The organism is Rhizobium leguminosarum (genome assembly GCF_004123835.1).
Classification (GTDB): Bacteria; Pseudomonadota; Alphaproteobacteria; order Rhizobiales; family Rhizobiaceae; genus Rhizobium; species Rhizobium leguminosarum_M.
Map to the genome: position 1 here is coordinate 344,525 of NZ_MZMU01000012.1, position 14,524 is coordinate 359,048.

Here is a 14,524-nt window from a genome sequence, read left to right on the forward strand (position 1 = left end):
ACCGCTGCGCACTTTTGGGCGACGTGCATCAGGCGGGATTTTCCGCAAGGCCGGAACGGCGTGCGATGAAGCGGGCGAGCATCGGGCCGATCATCAGGATCACCAGGAAACGGCCGGTCTGCATTGCCATCACGAAGGGCACGTCGACATCGCTGGAGGCGGCGATGATGGCGACGGAATCGGCGCCGCCGGGGCTGGTGGCGAGATAGGCGGTCAGCGGATCGATGCCGGCGAAGACGTGAAGCGCTACCGCCATGCAGCCGCAGAGCGCCATCAGCAGCACGATGCAGGCCGATACCCTCGGCAGGGCGCGCGCCACGTGTTTGAGAATCGAGCGGGTGAAACGCAGGCCGATGCTCCAGCCGACCAGTGCATAGGCGACGGCGAGCAGCCACATCGGTAACTCAATTTTCAGGAGGCCCATGCCCTGCAGCAAGGCGCCAAGAAAGAGCGGCACGATGATCGTGCCGCCCTGGAGGCGCAGGCGCCGGACGCCATAAGCACAAAAGGCGGCAAAAGCCATCGTCGCTGCTAAGGCTGGCCAGTCGATCTCGGGAAAGAGGACAAGCGGCGGCGGCTCGGCGCCATCGGCTGCCACCCACAGTCGCGAGACCACAGAGGCGCCGACGGCGACGAAGACGACCCGCAGATACTGCATGAAGGCGACGAGACGGGCATCGGCGCCATAGGCTTCCGACATGATGACCATGGCGGAGGCGCCGCCCGGCGAGGAACCCCAGACCGCGGTCGTCCCCGGCAGCACCTGCCAGCGCGTCAAAAGCCAGCCGAGGCCGGTGGCGATGGCGATGACCGAGAAGATGAACAGCAGAAAGAGTGGTGCGTCCTTCGCCATGGTACCGAGAATGTCAGGGGTGATGGTGCGCGCCATCATCAGGCCAACGAGGACCTGGCCGAACTGCAGCGGCCAGAAGGGCACGCGAAGCTTTCCCTTGCCGACGGTCAACGCCAGTGCGATTGCCGCGACCATCGGTCCGATCAGCAGCGAGGCCGGCAGGGCGAAGAGTTCGAGGAAGACGACGAGAGCGGTCGAAAGTGCCAGCAGCAGCGCCCATTTCGGCAGGCCGGCATCCCGCAGCAGGCGGCTCGCGTCGCTGAATGACATGATCCCCGTATCTTTCCTAGAACAGGATGATTTTAGGCCATGTCGGCCAAAATCTGAATCCTGCTCTAAATCAAACAGTTAGAGCATGACCGGCGCGAGCCCTTACGGGCTGAAGATGGGAGGAGGCTCCGGCATGACGAAGAGAGGCCGGCTGCAAGGACCGACTGACGCGGGTCGGTATAGGCGGACGCGAGGCGGGCGGTCAATTGCGAAATCTGGCTTCTCGGCGCCCTGGAATGCGAAACTGATTCATGCGACCGCTTCAAGTCGTTGTTTTTATGCGTGTCATCTTTCCAAAACCGCTGAACGGTTTCGGGCGGGGTGCCTCAGAAACGTACATGGCTGACGAGAAAATCGAGCAGTGTGCGTACGCGCGCCGGCAGCGGGCCGCCCTGGCCCATATAGACGGCGTAGAACTCCTCGAGATCGCCGGGATTGGCCTCTTCGAGCACCGGCACCAGGCGGCCGGCATCGATATCGGCGCGCACGGTGAAGGCGGCGAGCCGGGCAAGGCCGGCGCCTGACAAAACGAGGTGGCGCATGGCTTCGCCGTCTCCCACCTGCAGGCCCGGGGTGATCGGGATCGTTACCGTTTCGCCACCGTCGCGCAGCGGCCAGCCCTCGATGGCGCGGGCGTAGGAAAAGCCGATGCGGCAATGGCGGCGGAGATCGGCGGTCGAGCGTGGTTCGCCGTGGCGCGAGAGATAATCCGGCGATGCGACGATGATCTTGCCGGTGGCGCCGAGCTTGCGGGCGATCAGGCTGGAATTCTTCAAGGGGCCGGCGCGGATTGCGACATCGGCGCGCTCCTCCATCAGGTCGACTATCCTGTCGGTATGGGAAATATCCAGCGTTATGGCCGGATGAAGCGCCATGAAGGCAGGCAAGAGCGGCGCCAGCATATGATTGCCGAAAGAGCCGCTGGTGTTGATGCGGATTCGGCCTGAGGCCTGTTCGCCTGTCGAGGCCTGACGTTCAGCTTCGGCGATATCGGCAAGGATGGCGATGCTGCGCTCGTAGAAGGCACAGCCTTCCGGCGTCAGCTGGAGCCTGCGGGTGGAGCGGTTGATGAGGCGGGCGCCGAGGCGCGTCTCCAGCCGGGCGACGAGCTTGCTGACGGCCGACGGCGTCATGCGCCGGGCCGCGGCGGCGGCGGAAAAGCCGCCGCGCTCGACGACGCTGACGAAGACTTCCATTTCGCCGGAGCGATTGATGTCCTGACGGCTCATGATGAATTCAAGTCACAAATGATTTGCTTGTAGGCACTCTATATCATCGAATGCCCGGGGTCTATCTCTTAGGAAATACAGGAGCCAGATCCATGGACTATAGAAATCTCGGCGCCTCCGGCCTCAGAGTGCCGGTCTTGAGCTTCGGCGCGGGCACATTCGGCGGCAGCGGGCCGCTGTTCGGCGCCTGGGGCAATACCGATGCCGAGGAAGCGCGGCGGCTCGTCGACATCTGCCTCGAAGCCGGCGTCAATCTCTTCGACACGGCCGATGTCTATTCGGCCGGCGCGTCCGAGGAGGTGCTCGGCCAGGCGATCCGTGGCCGGCGCGACGCTGTGCTGATCTCGACGAAGACGGCGCTGCCGATGGGCGAGGGGCCGCAGGACTGGGGAACGTCGCGGGCGCGGTTGATCCGTTCGACCGAGGATGCGCTGCGCCGGCTCGGGACCGACTATATCGACCTTTTGCAGCTTCATGCTTTCGACGCCTCGACGCCGGTCGAGGAGGTGCTGTCGACGCTCGATGGGCTCGTTGCAGCAGGCAAGATCCGCTATGTCGGCGTTTCCAATTTCGCCGGCTGGGAACTGATGAAGTCGCTCGCCGCCGCCGACCGCCACGGCTATCCGCGTTACGTCGCCCATCAGGTCTATTACTCGCTGGCAGGGCGCGATTACGAATGGGAGCTGATGCCGCTCGGCGCCAACCAGGGTGTGGGAGCCCTCGTCTGGAGCCCGCTTGCCTGGGGACGGTTGACCGGCAAGATCCGCCGCGGCCAGCCGTTGCCTGAGGCAAGCCGGCTGCACGAGACGGCGCAATACGGCCCACCCGTCGACGACGAGAAACTGTTCGACATCGTCGAGGTGCTGGACGCCATTGCAGGTGAGACCGGCCGGACGGTGCCGCAGATCGCCATAAACTGGCTGCTTGGCCGGCCGACGGTATCGAGCGTCATCATCGGCGCCCGCAACGAGGAGCAGCTCAGGCAGAACCTCGGCGCGGTCGGCTGGAGCCTGTCGAAGGAGCAGATCGAAAGGCTCGACGCCGTCAGCACCGTCACGGCGCCCTATCCCTATTTCCCCTATCGGCGACAGGAGGGTTTTGCCCGGCTCAATCCGCCGATTGTCTGAGGCGCGGGGACGGCGGACTTGGCTATAGCAACCCGCCTATAACAAAAGGGGAATGAAATCTTCTGCCAATCTTAACTGGACAGCCGCTGTGACTTGCCGCATACCCAGCCTGACCTGCGGAACACGATGTGGTTTCTGCGGAATGGCAGGGAGATCAACGGGATGGCGCTGAAGGACGCGAAGGCGGGCACACGCAACGAGGCGGGAATTGCCGCGGTGCTCGGCATTCTCAAGCAGAGCTTCGGCGAGCGTTTCCAGACCGGCCAGTCCTTCCGCGAACAGCATGCGCATACGACCACCTATATCCCGCCGCAACTGCCCGACGGCGTGCTTTTCGCCGAGAGCGCCGAGGATGTGAAAGCGGCGGTCAGAGCATGTGCGACCCACAAGGTGCCGGTGATCGGTTTCGGTGTCGGCACCTCGCTGGAGGGTCAAGTGAACGCCGCCAATGGCGGTATTTCGATCGATTTCAGCCGCATGAACCAGGTGCTTGAGGTCAATCCCGAAGATCTAGACTGCACCGTCGAACCGGGAGTGACACGCGAGGCGCTGAACATCTACCTGCGCGATACCGGGCTGTTCTTCCCGATCGATCCCGGCGCCAACGCCTCGATCGGCGGCATGGCCTCGACGCGGGCCTCCGGCACCAATGCCGTGCGCTACGGAACGATGAAGGACAATGTGCTTGCCGTCACCGCCGTCACTGCCAATGGCGAGGAGATCCGCACGGCCCGGCGCGCCCGTAAATCCTCGGCGGGCTACGATCTGACGCGGCTCTTCGTCGGCGCCGAGGGCACGCTTGGCATTCTGACCTCGGTGACGCTGCGCTTGCAGGCGATTCCGCAGAAGATCGCCGGAGGGGCCTGTGCCTTTCCGAGCATCAAGGCCGCCTGCGATGCCGTCATCATGACGATCCAGATGGGCATTCCGGTGGCGCGCATCGAGCTGCTCGACACGGTGCAGATGCGGGCCTGCAACGCCTATTCCAAGCTTTCCTTTGCCGAAAGCCCGACGCTGTTCCTCGAATTCCACGGCACCGACGAGACAGTGCCGCTGCAATCGGCAGCCTTTGCCGAGATCGCGGCGGAATGCGGCGGCGGCGAATTCCTATGGACCGCCAATGCCGAAGAGCGGACGAAGCTCTGGAAGGCGCGCCACGACGCCTATTGGGCTGCAAGGGCGCTGGCGCCCGGGCTTGCCGCACTTTCGACTGATGTTTGTGTTCCGATATCGAGGCTCGCAGATTGTGTTTCCGAAACGCAGGCGGATATCGAGGAGCACGGGCTGCTGGGGCCGATCGTCGGCCATGCCGGCGACGGGAACTTCCATGTGTTGCTGTTGTTCGACGACAGCAGTGCCGAAGATATCGCCAGGGCTGAGAGCTTCGTGCAGCGACTCAACCAGCGGGCGCTCGACCTGGACGGGACATGCACCGGTGAACACGGGATCGGGCAAGGCAAGATGGCGTTTCTGGAACAGGAACTCGGCGGCGCGGTGGATCTGATGCGACAGGTGAAACAGGCGCTCGATCCGGACGATATCTTCAATCCCGGCAAGATTTTCCACCATGGCTGAAAACGGAACATTCTCATGAACTTGGGCCTTGCCCCCGGCATGAATAGCGCTAGAACAAGATGATGTTAGGCCGGCTCGCCCCGAAATCTGAAACCTGTTCTCAATTAAAGAGTTAGAGCATGATGTCGTCCGAAAACCGCTCACACTTTTCGGCATCATGCTCTAGTGTCGGCAACAGAATCCCGAATGGAGACGCTTTGCATTGGTAGGCCGGTTCCTCGTCTTTCTGGGGGGAGTGATCGTCGTAGTGCTGTTTGTGGCGCTGCTTGCGCCGCTGTTCATCGACTGGACGGATTTCCGCAAGAATTTCGAGGATCAGGCAAGCCGCATCATCGGCAAGAAGGTCACCGTCTACGGCACGGTGGATGCGCGCCTGCTGCCGTTCCCGTCGGTGACGCTGCATGACGTGCGCGTCGGCCAGGAAGCGGACGGCACGCCGATCGTCAGGGTCGAGCAGTTCTCCATGGATGCGGAGTTGGCACCTTTCCTGTCGGGTGAGGCGCTGATCTTCGACATGCGCGTCGTCAATCCGAAGGTGCGCCTGCGATTGCTCAAGGACGGCACGCTCGACTGGATGCGCGGCAGCCGCGCGGAAATACCGGCAAGGACGGTCGTTCTCGAAAACGTGCATGTCAGTGGCGGCGAGGTCGAATTCATCGACGACCAGTCGGGTCGCTCGCGTCGCATCACCGGCCTCAACGCGGAAATGTCGGCAAAGTCGCTGGCCGGCCCCTGGCGCATCGAGGGCGACGCTGCGCTCGACGGCGAGCACGGCGGCTTCTCGATCTCGAGCAGTCAGCCGGACGAGAAGGGCGTGCTGCGCATGCGCACAAGGCTTTCGCCGGACAAGCACCCTGTCAGCGTCGATCTCGACGGCGAGCTGAAGCTCGTCGACAGCAAGCCGAACTATCAGGGCCAGCTTTCGGCCGCGATCGAAATCCGCAACAGCGCCAAGCCCGCCGACAAGAAAGAGCAGCCGCCGCGCGTCAAGGGCCGCTTCGAGCTCACCAATGAACGCATCCGCATCCCCGAATACCGGATGGAGATCGGCCCGACGGACGACCCTTATGTCATAACCGGCGAGGCGACGCTCGATACCGGCAATGCGCCGGAATTCCTGTTGACCGCCGACGGCCAGCAGATCGATGTCAACCGCATCGGCAATCAGGGCTCGGCCGGCAAGACGACACGGGATCCCGCTGTTTCGGCGCGCCAGAGGCTGAATTCGCTGATCGATATCGTCGCGCAGGTGCCGATCCCGCAGGTGCCGGGCAAGGCGAGCGTCAAGCTGCCGGCGATCGTCGCCGGCGATACGACGCTGCGCGACGTACAGCTGGAGCTCGAACCGGCCGGCACCGGCTGGCTGATCGACAGCGCCACCGGCACGCTGCCGGGGCGCACGCAGGTGGAGGGCAAGGGCAAGCTCCTGCTTCAGGGCGAGCCTTCGTTCAACGGCCAGATCCTGGTGGCCTCCAGCCAGCCGACGGGGCTTGCCTCCTGGCTAGCCGGCTCGGTCGATCCGGCAATCCGGCAATTGCGGCAGGCGGGCTTTTCCGCCAATGTCAGCCTGACGCATGAATTGCAGCGTTTTGAAAATCTCGAGATTGCTATCGGACCGGCGACGCTGAAGGGCCGGCTGGAGCGCCAGGCAATCTCCGGCCAGACGCCGACGCTATCGGTGGCGCTGAACGGCGATACGCTCGATCTCGACGCGCTGCAGGCGCTGAGCGGGCTGATGACCGGCCAGGATGCCGGCGACAACGTGCTCGACCACAAGATCGCCGCCCAGCTCAAGGCCGACAAGTTTACCGCCTTCGGCGTCAGTGCCGAGAATGTGGAGACCACGTTTACGATCGCCGACGGGGCGCTTGCCGTCGACCGGCTGTCGATCAAGAATATCGCCGGCGCCGAGCTGACGGCGACGGGCAGGGCGGAAGGCTCGCTGCTCGATTACAAGGGTGCCGGCGAGATCACCTTCAAATCGGCCGATCCCGGCGGCTTCTTCACCATGCTGCGCGAGCACCTGCCGCATCACCCAGCGCTCGACCGGCTGGTGCGCAATGCCGGCTGGTACGGCAATACGGCGCTTCGCGGCGCGCTGACGCTCGGCGGCGACGAGGGCAATGCGCTGACCGTGACGCTTGCCGGTGTGGCGAACGGCAGCCGCGTCAATCTCGATTACCGCATGTCCGACCTCCTGGCGCTGACCGGCAACGGCACGACGAGCCTCGAGGCGACGCTCGAAAACGCCGTGCCATCAGTCCTGTTCGGCCAGGCCGGGCTCGACCCGCTGCCGGTCGATGTCGGGGCCAACGGCCGCCTGACGCTGAAAGTGAAGGCATCGGGCAACGATCCCGCCGACGCGGCGCTGACCTTTGCGACCGACCGGACCTCGTTCATGGCCAACGGCAAGGTCGATGTCCGGCCGGAGACCTTCATGAACGGCCAGATCGCGCTTTCGCTCGACAGCGCCGATATCGACCCCTATCTCATCATGAACGGCATCGCCCTGCCGCACACCGGAACCGGGCTGCCGTTCGGCCTGCAGGTCAATGCCGCCGTCGACAGTGACAAGATCGTCTTTTCCGATCTCAAGGGACATGCGGCCGAAAACGAATTTTCCGGTGCACTGACCTTCGACCGGAAGGCTGCGAAGACGACCGCGAGCGGCGGGCTGACACTCTCCAAGGCCGATGCCGGCTGGCTCGGCGAGGCGGTGTTCGGCCAGATCGTCGATCCCGCCAACGGTCAGCTGACGACGGCGGCGCTGGGGCTGCCCATCTTCAAGGATCTCGACGTCAACGTGAAGCTGGCGGCCAAGGAGTTCTGGCCCGGCCTGCCGGAAACGGCGGTGTCGGACTTCACCAGCAATGTCACCTACAAGGGCGACGAGCTGCAGCTCAACGACATGGCCGGCAACTGGGACGGCGGAAAGCTCTCCGGCAATCTGCTCTTCACCAATGCCAGCGGCACAGGTTTCCTGCAGACGAAGCTTGCGCTTGCCGATTCCGATCTTTCCGGCGTCGTCTGGCTGCGCGACGGCGCGCCGATCGCCAACGGCAAGTTCGGATTGTCACTGTCGATGGAGGCCTCGGGCAAGACGATCGGCGAAATCGCCAGCTCGCTCAATGGTTCGGGCGAACTGAGGCTCGGCGATACCAGCATACGCGGGCTGAACCTTGCCATCTTGCCGCCGCTGCTTGCCGCGACCGATACGATGCAGGAGCAGATCAATGCCGGCAAGGTGCATCCGATCATCGAGACGCTGCTCAGCAACGGCGAGGCGAAGCTGCCGCCGCTCGGCATCCCCTTCAACATCGCCGACGGGACGCTGAGGGTGCAGAATGTCACCGTCGCCAATGATCTCGCCCGCATCACCGCCGATGCGCAGATCGCGCTGCCGGAAGAGCGGATCAGCGCGACGCTGGGTGTGGGGTTCAATCCTGGCACGGAAGCGCTTTCCGGCGCCGAGCCGGCGCTCCGGCTGAATTTTTCCGGCATGCTGCCGTCGCCCGGCAAGACGATGGATGTGACCGGTATCACCAGCTATCTGTCGCTGCGCGCCTTCGAGCGCGAGCGCCGGCGTGTCGAGCGGCTGCAGGCGGTCGTGCTCGAAAAACAGCGGCTGCGCCGCGAGGTAGCGCTCTACCGGTTCAACGACGCCGAGCGCATCAAGGCGGCCGAGATCGAGCAGCAACGGCAGGCGGAGGAAGAGCGGTTGCGCGCGCTGGCGCAGAAAGCAGCCGCTGAGAAGGCTGCTGCCGAGGCGGAGGCCGCACGCGCGGCGGAAGCCAAAGCGAAGGCGGATGCGGATGCGCAGGCGAGAGCCGCGGCCGAGGCGGAAGCAGCACGGCGCAGTGGGCAAGCGCAGCCCGGTCCGCTCAATTTCGATCAGCTGCCGGGCGTTCAGGCGCAGTGAAAGCGCATAGAATTTGATTCATGCAAGACGCTTCAAGTCTTTGTTTTCATTGATGTCGTCCCAAATCGCTACGCTATTTTGAGCAACATGCATCAAGGCTGGTGGCCAGCGCCGGCCTTCAGCCAGGAAAACACATGCAAGCGCAGCGCCGAGGACAGGTTGCTGTCTGGTGGGCGGTGGTCGTCGATTTCGGAGATCAGGGCGGCGAGCGGTATCGAACGGGCGGCGGCGATCGTCTTCAGCTCGGTCCAGAACTCATCCTCCAGCGAGAAACTGGTGCGATGGCCGTGCAATGTCGCCGAATGCTTGCGAATCATGAGGCCTTCACATCCCAGGTAGAGCCACAGCGCGCCCGAGACGACGCGCTCATGACGTTCTATCAAATTAAGCGTGGGTTGGCAGATCGATTCAAGGAAAGTGCGCAAGTGGCTGATCGCAGAATCCATTCCGGCTTTTCAAGCTTTGCGTGAAAGCGTCACGCGCCGTCGTCATCCGTCTCAATCCGGCCGTCGCGATGGGCTTTGTCGGCCTTGTCATTCAGGCTGCGGGTCAGCTGTTTCTCGCCCTTGGTGCGGCCGAAGGAGACGCGGTTCTGTTCGGCCTGCTTCTCCTTTTCGGAGCGGGCCTGCTTCTTGCGGAACTGGCGCAGATTGATGATTTCGGCGCTCATGCGGTTGCCTGGACCCTCACGAAAAAGGGAGGCTTGGCCTCCCTTCAAATCACTGCTTCTTGCGGAAGGAGTCGAGCGAGACGACGGAGCCCGGTTTCTTCTCCTCGCCGTCGACGGGTTTTGCGCCTGCGGCGTCATCGGGCTTTCCGGCCGCATCCACCGGATAGGCGGTGATTTCTCCGGACGGCAATTCCTCGCCATCGGCGAGCGGCACGTCGAATTCGAGCTCAAAGTTGACGGAGGGATCGTAGAAGCCGCGGATCGCATTGAATGGGATGACCAGCTTTTCCGGAACGTCTGAGAAGGAAAGACCGATCTCGAAATGCGTCTCGGTGATCTTCATGTCCCAGAACTGGTGCTGGATGACGATGGTCATCTGCTCGGGGTATTTCGACTTCAGGTGCTGGGAGATGCGCACGCCGGTGGCGCCCGTGAGGAAGGTGATGAAGAAGTGATGATCACCGGGCAGACGGCCCGTCGCTGCGACTTCCGCCAAAACCTTGCGGATGACGCCGCGAAGTGCATCCTGTGCCAGAATGTCGTAGCGGATATGATCCTGCCCCATGCTTTTCCTGTCTTTCGTCGGTTCGGAAGTCTTTTCACAAGGTTATATGCCACGTCCGGGCGCCTTGGGAAAGACCGGAGCCGAGTCACGTTTTTAAGCAGCATACATGATTTCGGCGGCAGGGAGAAGGTGAAGGCTTCTGTTGCCAGGTGCCTTCGGACCCCGCCTAGAGGTGCGAACCACTAGGACTTTGATTGAAGTGTCACACCGCGATTAAGCAGCGAGACGAGCTTCCGCATAGTTGTCGTTTGCAACTACAATTTTAGCCCGATAACGGCGGTACAATGCCGAGCAAAAAGACGATCTTTACACCCTTGTCGATCCTGTTTCGCCCCCATCAAAAGCCGGCCTTTAAGACCGCCGGTTTTTGGTGGAGGCGCCGGGTACCGCCCCCGGGTCCAATAGGTTTATTACACCGCTCATTTATCGCCATAGCCGACCCGAAAGCCGGCAAGGCTGATATAGTGGTTTCCTCAGCCCAAGGAAAGGGCAAACGTCATAAAAGCGTTATGCGACCCATCAGAAACATTGGGAAAATGCCCGCCGGTGATTGGTTTCCCGGTTCCGAGGGCTTAAATTAGCCGAAACGGAATCAGCGCGACATGAAGCAATATCTCGATCTCTTGAATCATGTGATGGAAAAGGGCTCCGACCGGGGCGACCGCACCGGCACGGGCACGCGCTCGGTCTTCGGTTACCAGATGCGCTTCGACCTCGAAGAGGGCTTCCCCGTCCTTACCACGAAGAAGCTGCATCTGCGCTCGATCATCCACGAGCTTCTCTGGTTCCTGAAGGGCGAGACGAATATCCGCTATCTCAAGGAGAACGGCGTTTCGATCTGGGACGAATGGGCCGATGCAAACGGCGATCTCGGGCCGGTCTACGGCGCCCAGTGGCGCTCCTGGCCAGCGCCCGACGGCGGCCATATCGACCAGATCGCCAATCTCGTCAAAGGCATCGTCAACAATCCGAATTCGCGCCGCCACATCGTCTCGGCCTGGAATCCGGCCGAAGTGGACGAAATGGCGCTGCCGCCCTGCCATTGCCTGTTCCAGTTCTATGTGGCTGACGGCAAGCTTTCCTGCCAGCTCTACCAGCGCTCGGCCGATATCTTCCTCGGCGTGCCGTTCAACATCGCCTCCTATGCGCTGCTGACGATGATGGTGGCTCAGGTGACTGGGCTGAAGCCCGGCGATTTCGTCCACACGCTCGGCGACGCCCATCTCTATCACAACCATTTCGACCAGGCGAAGCTGCAGCTGGTGCGCCGGCCGAAGCCGCTGCCGTTCATGCGCATCAAGCCTGATGTGAAGGACATTTTCGGCTTCACCTTCGACGATTTCGAGCTGATCGGCTACGAGGCCGATGCCAGCATCAAAGCGCCGATCGCCGTCTGATCCGGGATATTTCATGGCCGACATTCGCAGGACCATTATCGCCGCCGTTGCTCGCAACGGCATTATCGGCCGCGACGGCGACATGCCGTGGCGGCTTTCGAGCGATCTCAAGCGCTTCAAGGCGCTGACATTGGGAAAGCCTGTCGTGATGGGCCGCAAGACCTACGATTCGATCGGCAAGCCGCTGCCGGGACGGCCGAACGTCGTCATTTCGCGGCAAGCGGCGATAGACCATCCTGATGTCTCCATGGCCCATTCGCTGCCCGAGGCGATGACGGCGGCCGACAGGCTGGCGCTCGAAACCGGCGTCGACGAGATCTGCATTCTCGGCGGCGGGCAGGTCTATGCGCAGGCGATCGGTCTTGCCGACCGGATGTGCATCACGCATGTCGAGGCCGATCTCGACGGAGACGCGTCGTTTCCCGCGATCGATCCCGACATCTGGCAGGCGGGGGAGGCGATCGCGGTTCCGGCCGGCGAAAAGGACAGTTATCCCACGCGTTTCATCGTCTATGAACGCCGTTACGCCTGAAAATGAACTATTTTCCAATTAAATTGACCAAGTTTCTCACGCTGCGTTGAAAGCCGGTGCGGTGATACCTATAACGGTCACCAACGCGTCCGCCGGTCAGCCCCCACGGTTTCGGATGCGTCGAGACTTAACGAACAACGAGGTTTTGATGCCCTGGAGCAATCAGAATGGCGGCGGCGGCCCTTGGGGCGGCGGCGGCGGTAATAATCAGGGACCATGGGGACAGGGGCCGAACCGGCCGCGCGGTGGCGGCGGCAAGGGCGGACCGCCTGATCTGGAAGATATCATCCGGCGCGGCCAGGACCAGCTGCGCAACATCATTCCCGGCGGCTTCAACGGCGGCGTGGCAGTGATCGTCGTGGCGATTGTCGCCGTCTTCTGGCTGATCCAGTGCATTTATGTCGTGCAGCCGGACGAGCGCGGCGTCGAACTGCGGTTCGGCAAGCCGAAGGACGAGATTTCCATGCCGGGCCTGCATTTCCACTTTTGGCCGATGGAAACGGTGGAGACGGTCAAGGTGACCGTGCAGCAGCTGAATATCGGGGCGACTTCGGCCTCGTCTTCAAACGGCTTGATGCTGTCCAGCGACAAAAGCGTCATCAATGTGCAGTTCGCGGTCTTCTATACCGTCAGCGATCCCAAGGCCTATCTCTTCAACGTCGAAAATCCGGCAGAGACCCTGCAGCAGGTTTCCGACAGTGCCATGCGTGAAATCGTCGGCCGGCGTCCGGCGCAGGACGCCTTCCGCAGCAATCGCCAGCCGATCGAAGTGGACGTGCTCAATATCCTGCAGGACACGATGAATCGCTACGGCGCGGGCGTGACCGTGACCGGCGTGACGATCCAGAACGTGGCGCCGCCGCGGGAAGTCGCCGATGCATTCGAAGAAGTGCAGCGTGCCGGCCGTGACCGCGACAGCACGATCGAAGAAGCCAATCGCTATACCAACCAGAAGCTCGGTCAGGCGCGAGGCGATGCGGCCAGAATCCGTGAAGATGCAGCCGCCTACAAGGACCGTGTCGTGAAGGAGGCGGAAGGTGAAGCGCAGCGATTCACGGCGATCAACGACGAATATTCCAAGGCGCCCGACGTGACCCGCAAGCGGTTGTATCTCGAAACGATGGAGCAGGTGCTGAAGAATTCCCGGAAGGTCATTATCGACGAGAAGCAGGGCGTCTTGCCCTATCTGCCGCTCAATGAGCTCGGCAAGCCGGCGCAGCAGGGAGGTTGAGTCATGACATCGAACAGGCTTCCCATCATTCTCATCATCCTCGCCATCGTGCTGGTCGGGCTTTATTCGTCCATCTTCGTGGTGAATGCACGCGAGCAGGCCATCGTCGTCCGTTTCGGCCAGATCCAGTCGGTCAAGACCGAGCCTGGCATTTATTTCAAGCTGCCCTTCGGCTTCATGGATGCCGACCGCGTTCAGCTGGTCGAAAAGCAGGCGCTGAGGCTCGATCTCGATAATATTCGCGTTCAGGTTCAGGATGGCCAGACCTTCGACGTCGATGCCTTCGTGATCTATAACATCGCGGATGTTCGCCGCTTCCGCGAAACGGTATCGGGCGATCGCGAGGCCGCGGAAGCGCGGTTGAGAGCCCAGCTCGATTCATCGCTCCGCCGCGTCTACGGTCTGCGTGACTACAATGCCGCGCTCTCGGAAGAGCGTGTGGCGATGATGCTGGAGATTCGCGACGACCTGCGCACGGATGCCGAAAATCTCGGCCTGCATATAGACGACGTTCGTATCCGGCGCACCGACCTTTCGCCGGAGGTTGCGCCGAACACCTATAATGCCATGCGGTCCGAACGCCTCGCCGAGGCCGAGCGTATCCGTGCCGAGGGTAATGAGGAAGGCCAGCGGCGCCGAGCCATCGCCGACCGTCAGGTCGTCGAGTTCACCGCAGGCGCCCAGCGCGATGCGGAAATCCTTCGAGGCCAGGGCGATGCGGAACGCAACCGCGTCTTCGCCGAAGTCTTCAGCAAGGATCCAGCCTTCTTCGAGTTCTATCGCTCGATGGCCGCCTATTCCTCCGCTCTCTCGTCGCAGGACACGACGCTGGTGCTGTCGCCGAATTCGGAATTCTTCCGCTATTTCGACAACGCCGCCGGCACCCTGCAGCCGACAAATCCGGCCGCGCCAGTTCCGGGAGTTCCCGGCGCAGCTGCTCCCGCAGCACCCGCCCAGCCGGCGAACTGACGGCAGGAGAAACGAGCCCGATAATTCTGGAAGGGCCGGCCCGAGCGCCGGCCCTTTTTTCGTGGAATGATTGTGACGATCCGGCTTTTGCGAGGGCACGTCACATTGCACGGGGATTTCGCGAAAAGGTGATTTCACCCTCCATCATTCCGCCTTATGCTGATGCTCAATGTGCGCATGTACCCCC

Annotated in this window: 12 protein-coding genes and 1 other RNA gene; 7 read left to right on the top strand and 6 right to left on the bottom strand. The window is 62.4% G+C overall.

Translation table 11 applies throughout. The features are described 5' to 3' along the window. Positions 1 to 28: 28 nt before the first annotated feature. A complete protein-coding gene (locus B5P46_RS18395) occupies positions 29 to 1,123 on the bottom strand; it encodes an AbrB family transcriptional regulator (protein WP_129419953.1) in 1,095 nt (364 codons plus the stop codon). A 326-nt stretch (positions 1,124 to 1,449) separates the two neighbouring features. Continuing rightward, positions 1,450 to 2,352, bottom strand: coding sequence for a LysR family transcriptional regulator (locus B5P46_RS18400; protein ID WP_129419954.1), 903 nt, complete (start codon positions 2,350 to 2,352; stop codon positions 1,450 to 1,452). A gap of 92 nt (positions 2,353 to 2,444) precedes the next feature. Here B5P46_RS18400 and B5P46_RS18405 point away from each other — a divergent pair, with 92 nt between their 5' ends. The 3 genes from B5P46_RS18405 (at position 2,445) to B5P46_RS18415 (ending at position 8,973) form a co-directional block, all read left to right on the top strand. Beyond that, a complete protein-coding gene (locus tag B5P46_RS18405) occupies positions 2,445 to 3,479 on the top strand; it encodes an aldo/keto reductase (RefSeq protein WP_129419955.1) in 1,035 nt (344 codons plus the stop codon). A gap of 162 nt (positions 3,480 to 3,641) precedes the next feature. Continuing rightward, complete coding sequence (locus B5P46_RS18410; RefSeq protein ID WP_129419956.1) at positions 3,642 to 5,054, top strand: FAD-binding oxidoreductase; 1,413 nt, start codon at positions 3,642 to 3,644, stop codon at positions 5,052 to 5,054. Between the two features lie 202 nt (positions 5,055 to 5,256). Then, entirely contained in the window at positions 5,257 to 8,973 is a 3,717-nt protein-coding gene (locus B5P46_RS18415; protein WP_129419957.1) for an AsmA family protein, read from the top strand. A 92-nt stretch (positions 8,974 to 9,065) separates the two neighbouring features. On the opposite strand, the gene B5P46_RS18420 is transcribed toward B5P46_RS18415, so the two are convergent. From B5P46_RS18420 to ssrA, 4 genes are all read right to left on the bottom strand, one after another. Further along, positions 9,066 to 9,290 (bottom strand): ribbon-helix-helix domain-containing protein, encoded by a 225-nt coding sequence (locus B5P46_RS18420; protein ID WP_129420520.1) that lies wholly within the window; start codon positions 9,288 to 9,290, stop codon positions 9,066 to 9,068. 158 nt (positions 9,291 to 9,448) lie between these two features. Further along, the gene (locus B5P46_RS18425) at positions 9,449 to 9,643 is read right to left on the bottom strand and encodes a DUF4169 family protein (RefSeq protein ID WP_129419958.1); all 195 of its coding nucleotides are present in this window, start codon (positions 9,641 to 9,643) and stop codon (positions 9,449 to 9,451) included. A 49-nt stretch (positions 9,644 to 9,692) separates the two neighbouring features. Then, complete coding sequence (locus B5P46_RS18430; RefSeq protein ID WP_129419959.1) at positions 9,693 to 10,208, bottom strand: SspB family protein; 516 nt, start codon at positions 10,206 to 10,208, stop codon at positions 9,693 to 9,695. A gap of 128 nt (positions 10,209 to 10,336) precedes the next feature. Then, positions 10,337 to 10,699, bottom strand: a transfer-messenger RNA (tmRNA) gene (gene ssrA, locus B5P46_RS18435). Between the two features lie 111 nt (positions 10,700 to 10,810). On the opposite strand from ssrA, the gene B5P46_RS18440 reads away from it, so the two are divergent. The 4 genes from B5P46_RS18440 (at position 10,811) to hflC (ending at position 14,337) form a co-directional block, all read left to right on the top strand. After that, positions 10,811 to 11,605, top strand: coding sequence for a thymidylate synthase (locus B5P46_RS18440; protein ID WP_129419960.1), 795 nt, complete (start codon positions 10,811 to 10,813; stop codon positions 11,603 to 11,605). A gap of 13 nt (positions 11,606 to 11,618) precedes the next feature. Continuing rightward, positions 11,619 to 12,137: a dihydrofolate reductase gene (locus tag B5P46_RS18445; RefSeq protein ID WP_129419961.1), complete on the top strand. Its 519-nt coding sequence runs from the start codon at positions 11,619 to 11,621 to the stop codon at positions 12,135 to 12,137. Between the two features lie 148 nt (positions 12,138 to 12,285). After that, positions 12,286 to 13,368 (top strand): FtsH protease activity modulator HflK, encoded by a 1,083-nt coding sequence (gene hflK / locus B5P46_RS18450; protein WP_011652753.1) that lies wholly within the window; start codon positions 12,286 to 12,288, stop codon positions 13,366 to 13,368. Positions 13,369 to 13,371: 3 nt separating this feature from the next. Next, entirely contained in the window at positions 13,372 to 14,337 is a 966-nt protein-coding gene (gene hflC / locus B5P46_RS18455; RefSeq protein WP_129419962.1) for a protease modulator HflC, read from the top strand. The last annotated feature ends 187 nt before the right edge of the window (positions 14,338 to 14,524 follow it).

Excerpts from the sequence above, each read along its gene's own strand:
- B5P46_RS18395 (WP_129419953.1), bottom strand. The coding sequence starts at position 1,123 with ATGTCATTCAGCGACGCGAGCCGCCTGCTGCGGGATGCCGGCCTGCCG.
- B5P46_RS18400 (WP_129419954.1), bottom strand. The coding sequence starts at position 2,352 with ATGAGCCGTCAGGACATCAATCGCTCCGGCGAAATGGAAGTCTTCGTC.
- B5P46_RS18405 (WP_129419955.1), top strand. The coding sequence starts at position 2,445 with ATGGACTATAGAAATCTCGGCGCCTCCGGCCTCAGAGTGCCGGTCTTG.
- B5P46_RS18410 (WP_129419956.1), top strand. The coding sequence starts at position 3,642 with ATGGCGCTGAAGGACGCGAAGGCGGGCACACGCAACGAGGCGGGAATT.
- B5P46_RS18420 (WP_129420520.1), bottom strand. The coding sequence starts at position 9,290 with ATGATTCGCAAGCATTCGGCGACATTGCACGGCCATCGCACCAGTTTC.
- B5P46_RS18425 (WP_129419958.1), bottom strand. The coding sequence starts at position 9,643 with ATGAGCGCCGAAATCATCAATCTGCGCCAGTTCCGCAAGAAGCAGGCC.
- B5P46_RS18430 (WP_129419959.1), bottom strand. The coding sequence starts at position 10,208 with ATGGGGCAGGATCATATCCGCTACGACATTCTGGCACAGGATGCACTT.
- B5P46_RS18440 (WP_129419960.1), top strand. The coding sequence starts at position 10,811 with ATGAAGCAATATCTCGATCTCTTGAATCATGTGATGGAAAAGGGCTCC.
- B5P46_RS18445 (WP_129419961.1), top strand. The coding sequence starts at position 11,619 with ATGGCCGACATTCGCAGGACCATTATCGCCGCCGTTGCTCGCAACGGC.
- hflK (WP_011652753.1), top strand. The coding sequence starts at position 12,286 with ATGCCCTGGAGCAATCAGAATGGCGGCGGCGGCCCTTGGGGCGGCGGC.
- hflC (WP_129419962.1), top strand. The coding sequence starts at position 13,372 with ATGACATCGAACAGGCTTCCCATCATTCTCATCATCCTCGCCATCGTG.